The sequence below is a fragment of the Rhizobium sp. Root1212 genome (genome assembly GCF_001424985.1).
In the GTDB taxonomy this organism is placed as follows: Bacteria; Pseudomonadota; Alphaproteobacteria; order Rhizobiales; family Rhizobiaceae; genus Pararhizobium.
Genome location: NZ_LMDA01000012.1, coordinates 338504 through 354355 on the forward strand (window position 1 = coordinate 338504; position 15852 = coordinate 354355).

Here is a 15852-nt window from a genome sequence, read left to right on the forward strand (position 1 = left end):
TCATCCCTTGATCTGGTTGACGAGGCCGGAAATCACATCCCGCACGGACATGCCCTCGGCGCGGGCGGCGAAGGTCAGAGCCATGCGGTGTTGCAGCACGGGCTCCGCCAGCGCGACGATATCGTCGATCGAGGGGGCAAGGCGGCCGTCATAGAGGGCGCGGGCGCGCGCGCAGAGCATCAGCGACTGGCCGGCGCGCGGGCCGGGACCCCAGGCGACGTTCTTGTCGGTGGCGGCATTGCCGTGGCCGGGGCGGGCGGAGCGCACCAGCGCGAGGATCGCATCGACGACCTTTTCGCTGACCGGCATCTGGCGGATCAGATGCTGGATGCTCTGCAGCTTACCCGCATCGAGGATGGGGCTCGCCTCGGTTTCCGCAAGGCCGGTGGTTTCGAGCAGGATCTGGCGCTCGGCCGCCAGTTCCGGGTAGCCGACATCGACCTGCATCAGGAAGCGGTCGAGCTGGGCTTCGGGAAGGGGATAGGTGCCTTCCTGCTCCAGCGGGTTCTGGGTGGCGAGAACGTGGAATGGCTGCGGCAGGTCGTTGCGCTGGCCGGCTACGGTCACGTGATATTCCTGCATCGCTTGCAGCAGCGCGGACTGGGTGCGCGGGCTGGCGCGGTTGATTTCGTCGGCCATCAGCAATTGCGTGAAGATCGGGCCGGCGACGAAACGGAAGGAGCGGCGGCCGTTTTCGTCCTGGTCCATCACTTCCGAGCCGAGGATATCCGACGGCATCAGGTCCGGCGTGAACTGGATGCGGCTGGAATTCAGGCCGAGCACCGTCGCAAGGGTCGTCACCAGCTTGGTCTTGGCAAGGCCGGGAACGCCGACGAGCAGGGCATGGCCGCCGGACAGCACCGCCAGCAGCGTCTGCTCGATGACGCTTTCCTGGCCGAAGATGACCTTGCCAACTTCCATGCGGATCGCGGCGATCTCGGCCAGCGCCTTTTCCGCTTCGGCAACGATCGTCTTTTCATCGACCAGCTTGTCCGTGGTCTTCATTACGCCCATCGTCTGTCTCCCATAACCGGCCGGGCGAATCGAAAAATCCGATCTTTCCGTTTGTGTTTTTCAATTTATGCTCCGGTCAGCGGCTGACAAGCCGCATCGGGCGCACTATCTCGTGAGCGAGACCATGTTCGCGCAACAATAGGGCCAATCGGGACGGAACGATGGCAGAAACCAAGACAAATCAATCGGCAGGCACTGCTGGCGATGCGGCAGGCCTCGCGGCGATGATCGCGCGTGCCGCGGGCGAAACCGGCGGTGCAAGCAAGGGCCTTCCGCCGGTAGACCGCTGGAATCCGCCGTTTTGCGGCGATATCGACATGGAAATACGTGCCGACGGCACCTGGTTCTATATGGGAACGCCGATCGGCCGGCAGCCGCTGGTGCGGCTGTTCTCGACGGTGCTGCGCAAGGACGAGGACGGTAAGACCTATCTTGTGACACCTGTGGAAAAAGTCGGCATCCGTATCGCTGATGCCCCGTTCATCGCCGTCGAGATGACGGCCACGGAGCGGGCCGGCGATCAGCTGCTCACCTTCCGCACCAATGTCGGGGATGTCGTCGAGGCAGGGTCAGAGCATGCGCTGCGCTTCGTCATCCATGGCGAGAACCGCGAACTCAAACCTTACCTGCATGTGCGTGGACGGCTGGAAGCGCTGGTTTCGCGTGCCGTGATGTATGAGCTGGTCGAGCTTGGCGAGGAAGCCGAGATCGATGGGATCACCATGTTCTGCGTGCGCTCCGGCGGTGTCCTGTTCCCGATCATGCCGGCGGCCGAGCTGAAGGCGCTTTCCGCGTGAGCGAGCCGCTTCTGAGCCTCACGGATTTCTCCGCGACGGATTTCCGCCGTCGCGCCATGCAGCAGCAGGGCAGCCACGCAGAGGATGCCTGGCGCGAGCACGGCGATTTTCTGCTCAATCCCGATATCGCCTCCTTCGTCGAAACCCTGAAACTCAGGGATGCGGCGGTACTCGTCCCGGTCATCGACGATGGCGAGGATGCGCGCGTGCTGCTCACTCAGCGCACGACGACGCTGCGCAAGCATTCCGGTCAGGTCGCCTTTCCCGGCGGCGCGATCGATCCCGGTGACGATACGCCGGAGCGGGCTGCGTTGCGCGAGACGGAAGAGGAGATCGGCCTCGACCGCCGCTTCGTCCAGCCGGTCGGGCGGTTGCCGACCTATATGGCGATGTCCGGTTTCCGCATCACGCCGGTTCTGGCTGTGGTCGAGCCGGGCTTCGAGCTGACGCTCAATCCGGTCGAGGTCGATTCCGTCTTCGAGGTGCCGCTTTCGTTTCTGATGAACCCGCACAATCATGGTCGCGGCCGGGCGACGTGGCAGGGCAGCGAGCGGCAATTCTATCGCATGCCCTATGGCGAACGGAACATTTGGGGTATCACCGCCGGCATCATTCGCATGCTCTATGAAAGGCTTTACGCATGACCTCCGTTGCCGGCGAGGCCTGGTTTTCGAAACCGGCGCTGAAGCGTATCTTCGATCTTCTGAATGCCGATGGCGGCGAGGTGAGGGTGGTCGGTGGTGCTGTCCGCAACAGCCTGATGGGCCTTGAAGCCAGCGATATCGACATGGCGACGACGCTTCTGCCCGATGAGGTGATGAAGCGCGCCGAAGCCGCCGGCATCAAGGCGATTGCGACCGGCATCGACCATGGCACGGTGACACTGGTTATCGAAGGCAAGCCCTTTGAAATCACGACATTACGGCAGGATGTCGAAACGAACGGCCGTCATGCCGAAGTCGCCTTCGGCACCGACTGGAAAGTGGACGCGGAGCGCCGCGATCTGACGATCAATGCGCTCTATGCCGATGCCAAAGGCGATGTGATCGATCTGGTCGGCGGTTTGCAGGATATCGAAAGCCGCACGGTGCGCTTCATCGGCGATGCGGAAAAGCGTGTCGCCGAGGATTATCTGCGAGTGCTGCGGTTCTTCCGCTTCTTTGCCTGGTACGGATCGGGGCGGCCGGATGCGGATGGTCTGCGCGCCTGCGCCCGTGCCCGCTCGAAACTCTCCGGCCTTTCGGCGGAGCGGGTCTGGGCTGAGATGAAGAAGCTGCTCTCGGCTGATGATCCCGGCCGGGCGTTGCTGTGGATGCGACAGGCGGGCGTGCTGACCGAAGTGCTGCCGGAAACCGAGAAATGGGGCATCGATGCCATTCCGGGGCTGGTTGCGGCGGAGCGTGCCTTTGGCTGGAAGCCTGATCCGCTGTTGCGTCTCGCCTCCATCGTGCCGCCGGATGCGGAGCGGCTTGGCGAGATGGCGAAGCGGTTGCGGCTGTCGAAGGCGGAAGCCGGGTTCTTTTCCGCCTGGGCTACATCGCCTGCGGTTCCTGCTTCGATTGCCGATACGGCTTTCGACCGCATGCTTTACAGGAGTGGGGCTACCGGTCTCGTCACGCGCTTGAAACTCGCTCTGGCTGTCGCGCGGCAGAAGACCGAGAACGATCCCTCCCTTCTTCCCGAAGTCGCGCGGCTGAAGCGGCTGCTGGTGCGCGCGGAAGGCTGGCAGAAGCCGGTTCTGCCCGTGTCTGGTGCGGATGTGCTGGAGGCCGGCGTGGCGGCAGGACCGCGGGTACGCGAACTGTTGCAAAAGCTGGAAGAGGGCTGGGTCGAAGGCAATTTCAACGCGGACCGGGCAACACTCGTCGCCCGGCTGAAATCGCTCGTTTGAAGTCGGTCGTCATGGGGCTTCGTCAGGCTACCTTGGTTTCCTCGACGATACGCGCCTTGATGTTGTCGACCATGTTTTCGCGGATAATCGTTTCGCCGTGAGCCTGTCGCATATGATCGACGGTACGACGCACCACTTCCGCGTCGCTATCGGCGCGCGTATGCCACTCACAGCCGGGAACCAGAGAACCGCATTCGAACAATCTCATGATTTTCCTCCTTCCATGACAACCCGTTGCCGGCAACGGGCGTGTCGATCATAACCCGAAATTCCGCGATTGGTTCCTCTTTTGCGGGGCTGCGGCCAGAGATAGCCGTCCAATGGCCCTGCAATGCCCTTCCTGTGGTCACATTGTCGCCCTTTCCATCGCCAAGCTTTGCGCGGGGCTGGAAATGACCAAAAGGAAGGAAAGCCTATGACCAACATGCCCGTCGCGGCACTCACCGCCGCAGCCTGGAGCCTGATCGTCGTCAGCACGCCCGCCTTTGCGCAGGAGGCGGCCGTGCCGCAAGCCGGCGCCCAAATCCCGGCGACTGCACCGGCTGCCATCAGCGAGGAAAAGCTCGACGCCTTTGCCGTCGCCTATCTGAAGGTCGACAGCGTGCGCCAGAGTTTCGCCGCGAAGATCGGTGCCGAAAAAGATGCGGTTTCCCGCCAGAAGCTGCAAAACGAAGCCAACAAGCGGATGATCGATGCCGTCCAGAATTCGCCGGGCGTGTCGGTGGAGGAATACAGGGCGATCGTCAGTACGGCGCAGGTCAATCCCGAAGTCGCGCGCAAGCTGCAGGCGAAGCTGAAGGCGAACGGCGCGCCATAGGGCGGCTTTCGAGCTTGCGGGGTGGGCGGCCGGGTTCGCCGCCTCGCGCCTTTTACACCGCGTGCCGCGCGATGCTCCAGAAAGGACTATAGAATCCGGCGCGTTTGGTGCTATGGCTGGGGCTTCTCAAGACGTCGCGCAAAGGCATACAATGGGCTCTTCGCTAAAGCAGGATCTGATCGCTTCCATCCGCAACATTCCGGATTATCCGAAACCGGGCGTGATGTTCCGCGATATCACCACCATGCTGGGCAATGCCCGCAGCTTTCGCCGGGCGATCGACGAACTGGTTCATCCCTTTGCCGGCCAGAAAATCGACAAGGTCGCCGGCATCGAGGCCCGCGGCTTCATCCTCGGCGGCGCCATGGCGCATCAGATGTCCTCCGGTTTCGTGCCGATCCGCAAGAAGGGCAAGCTGCCGCACGACACCGTTCGCATTGCCTACAGCCTGGAATACGGCGTCGATGAAATGGAAATGCACCGCGATGCCTTGCAGCCGGGCGAAAAGGTGATTCTCGTCGACGACCTGATCGCCACCGGCGGCACGGCCGAAGCCGCCACGAAACTCCTCCAGCAGATGGGTGCCGAGATCGTCGCCGCCTGCTTCGTCATCGACCTGCCGGCACTCGGCGGCCGCAAGAAGCTCGAAGCGCTCGGTGTCGAGGTTCTGACCCTCGTCGAATTCGACGGCCACTGAGGCGAGGATATCCATGACAGCGCTGAAAACGGCCCTCGAAGCCGCCGCCGGTGAAGGCATCATCTCGGCCGATCAGGCGCTGGCGCTGGAGCCCTATCTCAGCCGGCGCGTCGTCGTCTCGGCTCTCACCGGGGATCGGCTTCTGGACGACGCACGTCTTGCCGAAGACAGCGAGCAGCCGCGTTTCGTGCGCGGCTTTCACGATATCCTCATCACCATCGGCGTGATCGTGGCGCTGGCTGGCCTTTGGGGGATCGGCAGCGTCTTCGCCGTCGTTCCGGCGGTGATCCTGCTTGCGGAAGTGCTGGTGCGCCGCCAGCGGCTGGCATTGCCGGCCGTTGTCTTGACGCTGGCGCTCGTGCAGGCGGTCGCGATGGTGGCGATGCTGCTGCTCGGCGAAACCACGGACGAAAGTTTCAACGACGGCCTGAAGATACTGCCGGTGATCGCGGTGGGGCTTGGTCTCTTCTATTGGCGCTACCGCGTTCCCCTGTCGCTGTCGCTGCTGTTCCTGTCGGTCGCGGCCTTTGCGATGTGCGCGGTCTTCTCGCTGCTGACCAAGGCGACCGGATCGGCCAATCTGCTGGTCGATCACAGCACCCTGTCCGCCAGCATCTTCCTCCTGTTTGCGTTGGCCGTCTTCGGGCTGGCGATGGCCTATGACGTTTCCGACCCGCAGCGCCAGTCGCGGCAATCGGATGTCGCCTTCTGGATGCATCTCGCGGCAGCACCCATGCTGCTTTACGCGATGCTGTCCTTCGTGTTCCTGCAAAACCTTTCGGGCGACTGGTGGAACGACAGCACGCTCTTCCATGCGGTCACGGTCGTTCTGATCGTCGCCGTCTTCATGACCATCGGCCTCGTCATCGATCGCCGCGCCTTCGTCACCTCAGGCCTCGTCTCGCTGGGGCTCGCCATCTGGACGATCCTGTCGCGCGGGCAGGCAGTGTTGAGCGACTACGCGTCGGTGACGGTTCTGGTGGTCGGTATCGTCGTGCTGTCGATCGGCGTTTTCTGGCAGCCGCTCCGGCGGCTCGCCATCCGGCCCCTGCCGGAAGCGGTCAAGGTTCGGCTGCACCCGGCGGCGTGAGTTTCAGGGAAACTCGATCACCTTGCTCTCGAAGCGGATGACGGGTTCGCCCTTCTGGTTTTCGCCCTCGTTGAGGATCGTGTTGATCCGCCAGCCGGGACGCGAAGCCAGTTCCTTGCTTTCGAGGAAGGTCACGTAGTAGCTGACGGTATCGCCCGCAAAGACCGGCTTCAGCCATTGCAGATTGCGGAAACCGGGGGAGGGGCCGAGCTTCGGCGCTGCCACGCCCTCGCGCGCCAGCCGTTTCATTTCCGAAAGCCAATAGGGCACGAAGCATTTCATCCAGCCCGCGGCCGTATGCCAGCCGGAGGCGCAGAGGCCGCCGAGCACGGACGATTTCGCCGCTTCCGCATCGAGATGGAACGGCTGCGGGTCGAAATCCCGCGCGAAACGGATGATGTCTGCCGCGGTGAAGGTCACCGTGCCCGTGAGCGTGCGGCCCTTGCCGCCGTAAAGCGTTTCCATGCTCATCGGGTGGCCTCCCGCATGCGGAACATGATTGGACATTCCGAAACGGCCACCGTCTCGCCCGTCTGGTTGAGGATTTCGTTGCGGAAACGCACCATGCCGACACCCTGCCGGGAGCGCAGCGCGCGGGCGTCCAATACGAGGCTGAAGCCGTAGAGCGTATCGCCGGCCAGCACCGGCTTCTTCCAGTCCATGAATTCGATGCCGGGCGAGCCTTGCGAGGTGGAATTGGCGAGGAAGGCATCGATCATCATGCGCATGCCGACCGAACTCGTATGCCAGCCGGAAGCGGCGAGGCCGCCGAGAATGCTGCTTTTCCCGGCCTCCTCATCCATGTGCATCGGTTGCGGATCGAATTCGCGGGCAAAGGCGACGATCTCGGCCGTCTCCATGTGCCGCGGGAGATACTCGAAACGTCGCCCCGGCGTAAAATCCTCGAAATGAAGCATGGTGGTCTCCGGCCGTGGTTTGCTTCGGTTGAAAGAAAGCCCCTCCCCAACCCTCCCCACAAGGGGGAGGGAGCCTACCGAGCAAGATTTGGTCTCAGAGGCCCGGCATTCTTGATAAACTCCCTCCCCCTTGTGGGGAGGGTCGGGGGAGGGGCGCTTTTCCTTATTGCGGAAAGGCCATGTCGCGCCCGTTGATCTTGATCTTGCTGTTCTCGTCGACCTCGACATGCCAGCGCAGGCCGTTGTCCGAGGTCGCCTCGCCAAAACCCTTGATCATCAGCAGCATGAAGGCGGCCTGTCCGTATTCCGGCACGGCCTTGGCGTTGTCCTGTAGATAGGCGACGGTTTTGTCGAAATCGCGGGCGACGATGGTCACGTCGGTCTTCTGCTTGTTCGGCGTATCCGGCCGGACGGTAGAGGAGCCGGTCATGGTGACGTCGTAGATCGAGGACCGCGCCGAGACGTTCTCGTAGGTCAGGTGCAACTCACCGTTCGGCAGGAAGCGCTTGCCCATTTCGGCCGATTGCGCTTCCGTCAGCGGCTCGTCCGCGTTGAAATTCGCGTTGTCGAGGAAATAGGTGAGACCGCTTGCGACGGCGATGTCCTTCACGCCGATCTCGATATCGATGCTTTCCGGGATCGCCTGGCGATAGACGATCGGAACGAGATCGGGCGGCGAGGTCGGCTTGTCGATGCCGAAGCCGATGCGGAAGGAAGCGCCATCGCGCAGGCCATCGGCGGTGACGCTGTAGCGGGCGCTCTCGGCGCCGAACTCGCCCTGCGGCGTCGAGACCTTGAGATTGGTGAGTTCGAAAGTTTCCAGAAGCTGGCCGAACATCGGCAGGTTGGCGCGCACCAGTTCCTTCAGCTTCTTTTGCTCGTCCGGCAAAAGCTTTTCCTTGTCGGCGCGGTCGAGGATAAAGAAGACGATCTCCTGCAGCGGCTTGTAGTGCAGGTCTTTGATGGCGACATCGCCGGTCAGGCTGTCGGCGGAAATATCGACACGGGAGTTGCCTTCGCTCGTCAGGCTTTCGGTGAAGGCACCGAAAGTCGTGTTGGAACGCATGTCGACCGTATCGGGGCTTTTGCGCTCGGCGGCGAGCGTGCCGGTCATGCCGGCGAAGCGGCCGTCGATCGTTTGCTTCGGGGTTTTCGAGGCGAAGGCAATGCCGTCAGCCTTCATGTCCAGCGATTTGAAATAGAGCAGTTCGGGATCGACCACGCCCTCGCTGTGCATCTTGTCGATGCGGTAGGTGAAATCCGTCTTTTCCGGACCGCCGTCGAAGCTGCCGGTCACGTTGAGATCGGCATCCTGCACGAAGCGCCACAGTCCGTCCTCGAGCGGCCGCACCAGCGACAGAAACGGCTTGAGGCCGGAGATGGAGACCTTTGCCTTGTCGACGTCCTTCAAGAGCACCGTGGGATCGAAGGTGACCTCGTAATCCTCCGTGCCCGGACGAACCTTGACCAGCCCGTCCTTGACGAGGTTTTCCGGGAGATAGGTCGTCAGCTTCTTTTCGAGCGCCGTAGCACCTTCGTAATTGATATCCGCTGCGATCGCCGGCGAAAGGGACGTGGTGAGAAGAAGCAGGGCGGCGGCCTTGAAGCGCATGAAGGGGTCCTTTGTTATTTCGGTCACAACCGAAGATATGCGAATGGCCGATAACGGCAAGTGGCGGACAAGGCAAAACGGAAAGGGCCTGCGACGACAGCGCCGCAGGCCCTTTCCAGGTCCGCCGTTCGGGCCGTATGGGATCAGGTGTTGAAGCGGAAGTGGATCACGTCGCCATCCTGGACAACGTATTCCTTGCCTTCGTCGCGGCCCTTGCCGGCTTCCTTGGCGCCCACTTCGCCCTTGTAGGCGATGTAGTCGTCGTAGGAGATGGTGAAGGCGCGGATGAAGCCGCGCTCGAAATCCGTGTGGATGACGCCGGCAGCCTGCGGGGCCTTGGTACCGCGCACGATAGTCCAGGCGCGTGTTTCCTTGGGGCCGACGGTGAAATAGGTGATGAGATCGAGCAGGTGGTAGCCGGCGCGGATGAGCCGGTCGAGGCCCGCTTCCTCAAGACCGAGCGCGGACAGGAATTCCGTCGCTTCCTCTTCCGGCAGCTGCGCGACTTCGGATTCGATGGCCGCCGAGATGATGACGCATTCCGCGCCCTGTTCCTTGGCCATGGCGGCGACGGCGGCGGTGTGCGCGTTGCCGGTCGAGGCATCGGCTTCCGCGACGTTGCAAACGTAGAGAACGGGATGCGAGGTGAGCAGGTTCAGGCCTTTCAGGACCTCGATTTCCTCCGGCGCGAGCGTCTTCAGCAGAAGGCGGGCCGGCTTGCCCTCGTTGAGCAGCTTCACCACGGCTTCCATGATCGGCAGCTGGGTGAGCGAATCCTTGTCCTTGCTGGCGGCGCGCTTGCGGGTCTGCTCGACGCGGCGCTCCAGGCTCTCGAGGTCGGCGAGCATCAGCTCGGTCTCGATCGTGTCGGCATCGCCGACCGGATTGATGCGGCCTTCGACATGGGTGATGTCGTCGTCCTCGAAGCAACGCAGCACATGCACGACGGCATCGACTTCGCGGATATTGGCGAGGAACTTGTTGCCGAGGCCTTCACCCTTGGACGCGCCGCGCACGAGGCCGGCGATGTCGACGAAGGAGATGCGCGTCGGGATGATCTCCTTGGAGCCCGCGATGCTGGCGAGCGCCTTCATGCGCGGGTCCGGCACCGCCACTTCGCCGGTGTTCGGCTCGATGGTGCAGAAGGGATAGTTCGCCGCCTGCGCCGCCGCCGTCTTGGTCAGCGCGTTGAAAAGGGTGGACTTGCCAACATTCGGCAGTCCGACGATACCGCATTTGAAGCCCATGGCCTGTGTCGTCCGTCTATTCTGGAAAATCTTTGCCCTGCCTATGGGGGATAGGGCAGGGCAAGGTCAAGGGTCGTAGCTTCGAAAGTTGCCGATGTCACGGCGCTTGTGATGGCGAAGGTCTTGCGATCTGGAGCGGTTGGGGGCAAAATCCGGGGCGTTCGTCCGCCATTTCCTCCGGGTGCTTCTCGATGAGCGACAACGAAACCAATCTCAAGCCCAAACTGAAGATCAAGCCGAAGCTGGAGCGGCCGAAGCTCCACAAGGTCATCCTGATCAATGACGACTATACGCCGCGCGATTTCGTGACGCTGGTCTTGAAGGCCGTCTTCTACATGAGCGAGGAGACCGGCTACCGCATGATGATGACCGCCCACAAGCTCGGCACCTGCGTCATCCTCGTCTGCGCCCACGATATCGCCGAGACCAAGGCGAAGGAGGCGACCGATCTCGGCAAGGAAGCCGGCTTTCCGCTGATGTTCACGACGGAGCCGGAAGAATAGGAGAGTTTCAGACGGTGGGTGCGGCAGTTTTCCCTTCTCCCCGCGGGGAGAAGGTGGCGCGCAGCGCCGGACGAGGGGGGCTTTCCGTTTGTTCGTAGTATGCTGCGCCACCCCCTCATCTGCCCTTCGGGCATCTTCTCCCCGCGGGGGAGAAGGGGAAGATACTCACTCCCCCTTGTTGCCGAACATTTTCTTCAGCATCTCGGCCATTGGCCCGGTCGTCGGCAGTATCTTGGGCTGCTGATGGTTCCTCGCCTGATGGATATGCGATTTGCCGGCCGGCTTCGGTGGCGGCGCTTCGGCTTCCGGCTTGCCGCCGACGGCGAGCGCCAGCTTGTTCATCAGCTGCGAATCCTCGCCCTTCACCAGCATGTCGGCATTGTCGGCCAGTGCGTCGAGAAGCGGTGACAGCCAGCTCTGGTCTGCCTTGGCGAAATCGCCGAGCACGTGATTGTGCACCATTTCCTTGGCGCCGGGATGGCCGATGCCGAGGCGCAGGCGCCGGTAATCCTTGCCGCAATGGGCGTCGAGCGACTTGATGCCGTTATGGCCGCCATGGCCGCCGGCCGTCTTGATGCGCGCCTTGCCCGGCGGCAGGTCGAGTTCGTCGTAGATCGCGACGATGTCCTTCGGTTCCAGCTTGTAGAAGCGCATGGCTTCGCCGACGGATTCACCCGACAGGTTCATGTAGGTCTGCGGCTTCATCAAAAGCACGCGCTCGCCGCCGAGTTCGCCTTCGGAAATCTCGGCCTTGAACTTCCTCGACCAGGGCGAAAAATTGTGGCGGCGATGAATGGCGTCGACGGCCATGAAGCCGATATTATGCCTGTTGCCGGCGTATTTGCCGCCGGGATTGCCAAGGCCTGCGAAGATCTGCACGGGCGCTCTCCAAAATGTTTGCGCTTCAGATGCTGCGGGCGGACGGGCAAGTCAACGGCAAAATCGGCTATTTGTCGGGGCGAAGGCCGTGCTTGAGGAAGATGCGCTCCTGCGTGCCGTCGGCGATAAGCTTGTCGAGCGCGCCCTGCATGCGGGCGATGAGATCGTCCGGCGTGGCCAGATTGCAGGCGAGGCCGTAGCGCTTGCCGCCCAGAAGCAGGGCCGGTTCCACCGCCTTGCCCTCGGCCTTCATCGCCTCGAAGGTCTTTTCCGAGGTCATCATCAGGTCGATGCGGTTGTTGAGGAGCTTCTTCAGCGTCGCTTCCAGATCGGCGGCGAGGTCGATCTTGGGGAAATCGTTGGCGGTGAGGAAACTGTAGGAGAAATCGTCGCGCTGGGTGCCGATGGTAAAGCGCTTGGCCGCTTCGATCGTCTTCGGATCGATGCCTGAGCCGGCCTTGCGCACCATCACCATGCGGTCGATCAACAGCGGCTCCACCCATTTGAACCGCTTATCGCGCTCGTCGTCGTGGCCGGTGGTGAAGACGCAAGTATCGGGCTCGCCCTCCGCCAGGGCAAAAGCGCGCGCCCAGGGCAGCATTTCCAGCGTGAAGGGCGTGTCGATCGCCTCCATCATCGCATGCACCTGCTCCACGGAGGCACCGGTGATCACGCCGTTGCTGGTGAAGTTGTAGGGCGGATATTCCTCCGTCAGCAGCTTGAGCGGCTCGGCCTGCGCCGCGCCGGCAAGGCAGGCAACGAGCGCGAAAATGATGTGTCTCATGCCCGTTTCCTTTTTCTGCCGTCTTAAATCTGTCCGTTGAGCTTCGCTTCCGAATCCGTTTCCAGCATGGCCAGCATGTTGTCGATCGGCATCGGCTTGCTGAACAGAAAACCCTGGCCGTAATCGATGCCGAGCTTGCGCAGTTGTTCCCATTGCTCTGTCGTCTCGATGCCCTCGGCGACCACGGTGCAGCCCATCTGGTGGGAGATGGTGCGGATACCCTTGATCAGCATGCGGCTTTTGCGACGCACGTCACCGGTGCCGTTGCTGAGCGAGCGGGTGAAGGACTGGTCGACCTTGACGATATTGACCGGGAAGCGGTTGAGATAGCTCAACGAAGAGTAGCCGGTGCCGAAATCGTCGAGCGCGATCCGGCAGCCGAATTCGCTGAGCTGCTTCAGGACGGCGTGAACTTCCGGGTTGTCGAGCATCAGCACGGCTTCGGTGATTTCCACGACGATGCGGGCCGGCGAGATGTGATGCTTCAGGAGCAATGCCGCCAGCTTGTGGGGCAGGGTCAGCTCGAATTGCAGCGGCGAAAAGTTGACGGCGAGATAGGTGCCCTCGGTGCCTTCCAGCGCGCTGATGCGGGCGAGATGGGCGATCGCCTTTTCCAGCACCCGGTCGCCGATCCGGCCGATCGAGCCGGTTTCCTCGGCAATGCCGATGATCTTGCCGGGTGGCAGGATGCCTTTTTCGGGGTGGTTAAGCCGCATCAGCGCCTCGAAGCCGGCGATACGGCCTTCGCCGAGGCTGACGATCGGCTGCAGATAGGCTTCGAACCAGTCTTCCTTGAGTCCGGCCTCGATATGCTGCTCCATCTCATGGCGCTCGCGGGCGGTGTCGAGCATGGAGTTGTCGAACACCAGCATGCCATTCTTACCGTCGCGCTTGCGGGTGTACATGGCCATGTCCGATTTCAGCAGCAGGTCGGAGGCATTGGCGGCATGGTCGGGATAAAGCGCGATGCCGACGCTGGCGGTGACCGAAAGATCGGCACCCTCGACGATGATCGGGTGGTTCAAGCAATCGCAGATGCGCTCGCCGATTTCTGCCGCCAGCGGCGCTACATCTTCTGCCGAAACGAGAATGGCGAATTCGTCGCCGCCGAGGCGGGCCATGGCGTCATCGGGCCGGAGCGTCGTGCGGATGCGCGACACCACCTGCCGAAGCACTTCGTCGCCAGCGGCATGGCCGAAATTGTCGTTGATCCACTTGAAGCGGTCGAGATCGATGAAGATGCAGGCGAGCTGCATGCCGCGGGCATCGACCTCCTGGATGCCCTGGTCGAGCGCGGCTTCGAAGCCTTGCCGGTTCAGAAGCCCGGTCAGATGGTCGGTGATCGCCTGGGCGTGGTTGCGGCTTTCGGCCTGTTTCAGGGCGGTGACGTCGGTCATGACCGACAGCGAAACGCCGCCGAGATCGTCGCCGACGAAATTGCGCATTTCCAGGATCAGCACGATCATCGTCTCGCCGTTCGACTTGCGGAACGGGATGGTGACCTCGCAGATGCCGCCATTGCCCGGATTGACGCGGCGGGCCTTGTAGGTCTCGTGCCAGTGCTCGTCGACGAAATCGGTAAAGGGTCGGCCGATGACCTCCTCGCGGCGATAGCCGGTGGCCACCAGCCAGTAGTCGCTGACGGCGGTGATATCATTTGCCGCGTCGAGCGAAAACAGCATGGCCGGCGTCTTGTTGTAGATGCTGGAGGCGCGCGCATGGGCGAGCTTCAGCTCGGTTCCCTCCTGCTCAAGGCGGCTTTGCATCTCGTTGAAATTATGGGCGAGCGAGCCCATTTCGTCGTCCGATGTCCAGTCGACCTGATGGCGGGAGCCGAGCCGGCGGGTCGCCTCGATGGCGGCCGTCAGCCGCATCAGCGGCCGGATGACGGTGACGCGGTTGCTGACGATGGCGGCGACGAAAACGATGGCGACGGCAACGACGAGAATGAGGAAGACGGCGATTTCATCGCGGCTGAAGCGCGAGATCAGCCCCGGCTCCTCGACCCACATCTCCACCCGGCCGACAATGCGCTCGCCATCCTGGGAGACGTAGCGCACGTCGTTGGAGAGCACGGAATAGCCGCCGGCATCGATGCGCGGCAGCTTGTCGGGGATGCGGACGGAGATGGTGCCGAGGTTGTCGCCGACATGCACGGCAAGCACGTTTTCACCGGCGGCGAGCGCCTTGGCGATCTGGCGGATGCCGTCGGTATCGAAATCCCACAAGGGCTTGCCCAGGGCTTCCGCCCCGGTGCGCATCAGAACCTGGGTGTGATCGAGGCGTTCGCGGGCGACGCGTTCGGACGATAGGGTCAGGAAAAGGGCAATGAGAGGCGCGACGAAAACCAGAACGGCGCCGCAGACGATCGCAATAAATCGGTTCTCGACGGAATGCATCATCGCACGCATCCGGTCGTGGTTCGGGTGTCGTCTCGCATGCAGGATTCTCGTGCTCGCCCTGGTTTCATCCCCCAGTTCAAAACAACACAAAAATCTTAAATGTTGCTAAAATTGATCCCTGAAATTTAGGACGCGCTGCGCCCTCTCGGGCAATAAAAAACCCGCCTGCCCTACGGATTGCAGGGCAGGCGGGTTTTCGTATCGGAACCGATTATTCTTCCGAAGCAGCTTCTTCCGAAACGCCGCCTGCCGGAGAAACGATCGTGGCGATCGTGAAGTCGCGGTCGGTGATGACCGGGGTCGCGCCCTTCGGCAGCTTGACGTTCGAGATGTGAACGCCGTCACCGATCTTCAGGCCGGTCAGATCGACGGTCAGGAATTCCGGAATATCGTCAGCCGAAACATGCAGCTCGACTTCGTGGCGAACGATGTTCAGAACGCCGCCGATCTTGATGCCCGGAGACTTTTCTTCGTTGACGAAGTGAACCGGAACTTCGACGGTGACCTGCGAATCCTTGGATACGCGCAGGAAATCGACATGCATGGTGAAGTCGCGGACCGGATCGAGCTGATAGTCCTTCGGGAGGACGCGGATCTTCTCGCCGTTGACGTCGATCGTGGCAACGGTGGTCATGAAACCGCCGGCGTGGATCTTCTGGGTGACTTCCTTCGTGGAGAGGGCGATGGAAACCGGAGCCTGCTTGTCACCATAGATGACAGCAGGAATAAGGCCGTTGCGGCGAAGTTCACGGGAGGACCCCTTACCAACCCGTTCGCGCGTTTCGGCCTTGAGCTCGTAAGATGCGTGGCTCATGGCATTACCTTTCTGGTGTTTTTGGAGAGCCCATCGGCTATTGTGAAGCGTCTGATGGACCTGAGACCCATGGGGCCCCATCCGCGTTGCCTCCAAGGGTGTCTGCGCGGACGCGCGTCCTTAACCGAGAATGCCGGCAAATGCAAGCAAGCGCCGGTGTCGGCAAAGACCCTCCCCAACCCTCGTAACAAGGGGAAGGGAGCCTGCCTTCGATAAACTCTCTCCCCCTTGTGGCAAGGGTAGAGAAGGGGAAAACCTTCAAAAGGCGAGTGACGCCGGCATTTTTCGCGCGACACGGGATATTTTACTCCGTGCTAACCGTCGATCATCGTCACCCACCGGAATTAAGGGATATGAAGGGTGCGGCGTGCGAGGTCGCAGCATCTTC

General features: G+C 62.1%; 17 protein-coding genes. 7 read left to right on the forward strand and 10 right to left on the reverse strand.

Features of this window, described 5'->3' with window-relative positions:
* The gene (locus ASC86_RS13670) at window positions 1–1014 is read right to left on the reverse strand and encodes a MoxR family ATPase (RefSeq protein ID WP_056321842.1); all 1014 of its coding nucleotides are present in this window, start codon (window positions 1012–1014) and stop codon (window positions 1–3) included.
* A 161-nt stretch (window positions 1015–1175) separates the two neighbouring features.
* On the opposite strand from ASC86_RS13670, the gene ASC86_RS13675 reads away from it, so the two are divergent.
* From ASC86_RS13675 to ASC86_RS13685, 3 genes are read left to right on the forward strand one after another with little or no spacing between them, the layout of a single operon-like run.
* Window positions 1176–1811, forward strand: a complete 636-nt coding sequence (locus ASC86_RS13675; RefSeq protein WP_056321845.1) for a DUF1285 domain-containing protein — start codon at window positions 1176–1178, stop codon at window positions 1809–1811.
* 56 nt (window positions 1812–1867) lie between these two features.
* The gene (locus tag ASC86_RS13680; protein WP_082510197.1) at window positions 1868–2455 is read left to right on the forward strand and encodes a CoA pyrophosphatase; all 588 of its coding nucleotides are present in this window, start codon (window positions 1868–1870) and stop codon (window positions 2453–2455) included.
* Entirely contained in the window at window positions 2452–3702 is a 1251-nt protein-coding gene (locus tag ASC86_RS13685; RefSeq protein WP_056321849.1) for a CCA tRNA nucleotidyltransferase, read from the forward strand. Before ASC86_RS13680 ends, ASC86_RS13685 begins: the two co-directional genes overlap by 4 nt.
* A gap of 22 nt (window positions 3703–3724) precedes the next feature.
* On the opposite strand, the gene ASC86_RS13690 is transcribed toward ASC86_RS13685, so the two are convergent.
* Window positions 3725–3910, reverse strand: a complete 186-nt coding sequence (locus ASC86_RS13690; RefSeq protein WP_056321852.1) for a DUF1059 domain-containing protein — start codon at window positions 3908–3910, stop codon at window positions 3725–3727.
* A 207-nt stretch (window positions 3911–4117) separates the two neighbouring features.
* Here ASC86_RS13690 and ASC86_RS13695 point away from each other — a divergent pair, with 207 nt between their 5' ends.
* From ASC86_RS13695 to ASC86_RS13705, 3 genes are all read left to right on the forward strand, one after another.
* Window positions 4118–4519, forward strand: a complete 402-nt coding sequence (locus tag ASC86_RS13695; RefSeq protein WP_056321855.1) for a DUF4168 domain-containing protein — start codon at window positions 4118–4120, stop codon at window positions 4517–4519.
* Between the two features lie 151 nt (window positions 4520–4670).
* The gene (locus tag ASC86_RS13700; RefSeq protein WP_056321858.1) at window positions 4671–5216 is read left to right on the forward strand and encodes an adenine phosphoribosyltransferase; all 546 of its coding nucleotides are present in this window, start codon (window positions 4671–4673) and stop codon (window positions 5214–5216) included.
* A 13-nt stretch (window positions 5217–5229) separates the two neighbouring features.
* Complete coding sequence (locus ASC86_RS13705; protein ID WP_056321861.1) at window positions 5230–6306, forward strand: hypothetical protein; 1077 nt, start codon at window positions 5230–5232, stop codon at window positions 6304–6306.
* 3 nt (window positions 6307–6309) lie between these two features.
* Here the strand turns inward: ASC86_RS13705 and ASC86_RS13710 are convergent, their stop codons facing one another.
* From ASC86_RS13710 to ychF, 4 genes are all read right to left on the reverse strand, one after another.
* A complete protein-coding gene (locus ASC86_RS13710; protein ID WP_056321864.1) occupies window positions 6310–6777 on the reverse strand; it encodes a MaoC family dehydratase in 468 nt (155 codons plus the stop codon).
* Window positions 6774–7223, reverse strand: coding sequence for a MaoC family dehydratase (locus ASC86_RS13715; protein WP_056321867.1), 450 nt, complete (start codon window positions 7221–7223; stop codon window positions 6774–6776). Before ASC86_RS13715 ends, ASC86_RS13710 begins: the two co-directional genes overlap by 4 nt.
* 163 nt (window positions 7224–7386) lie before the next feature.
* Complete coding sequence (locus ASC86_RS13720; RefSeq protein ID WP_056321869.1) at window positions 7387–8835, reverse strand: hypothetical protein; 1449 nt, start codon at window positions 8833–8835, stop codon at window positions 7387–7389.
* Window positions 8836–8978: 143 nt separating this feature from the next.
* Entirely contained in the window at window positions 8979–10082 is a 1104-nt protein-coding gene (gene ychF / locus ASC86_RS13725) for a redox-regulated ATPase YchF (protein WP_056321872.1), read from the reverse strand.
* 191 nt (window positions 10083–10273) lie between these two features.
* Between ychF and clpS the strand changes: the two genes are divergently transcribed.
* Window positions 10274–10585 (forward strand): ATP-dependent Clp protease adapter ClpS, encoded by a 312-nt coding sequence (clpS, locus tag ASC86_RS13730; protein ID WP_056321874.1) that lies wholly within the window; start codon window positions 10274–10276, stop codon window positions 10583–10585.
* Between the two features lie 165 nt (window positions 10586–10750).
* Here clpS and pth read toward each other — a convergent pair whose 3' ends face one another.
* The 4 genes from pth to ASC86_RS13750 form a co-directional block, all read right to left on the reverse strand.
* Window positions 10751–11464 carry an aminoacyl-tRNA hydrolase gene (pth, locus tag ASC86_RS13735; protein ID WP_056321877.1) on the reverse strand — a complete coding sequence of 238 codons (714 nt, stop codon included), beginning with the start codon at window positions 11462–11464 and terminating at the stop codon, window positions 10751–10753.
* 67 nt (window positions 11465–11531) lie between these two features.
* Window positions 11532–12248 carry a transporter substrate-binding domain-containing protein gene (locus ASC86_RS13740; protein WP_056321882.1) on the reverse strand — a complete coding sequence of 239 codons (717 nt, stop codon included), beginning with the start codon at window positions 12246–12248 and terminating at the stop codon, window positions 11532–11534.
* Between the two features lie 23 nt (window positions 12249–12271).
* Window positions 12272–14650 carry a bifunctional diguanylate cyclase/phosphodiesterase gene (locus tag ASC86_RS13745; protein ID WP_056322614.1) on the reverse strand — a complete coding sequence of 793 codons (2379 nt, stop codon included), beginning with the start codon at window positions 14648–14650 and terminating at the stop codon, window positions 12272–12274.
* Between the two features lie 211 nt (window positions 14651–14861).
* Window positions 14862–15464, reverse strand: coding sequence for a 50S ribosomal protein L25/general stress protein Ctc (locus ASC86_RS13750; RefSeq protein ID WP_056321885.1), 603 nt, complete (start codon window positions 15462–15464; stop codon window positions 14862–14864).
* Window positions 15465–15852: the final 388 nt, after the last annotated feature.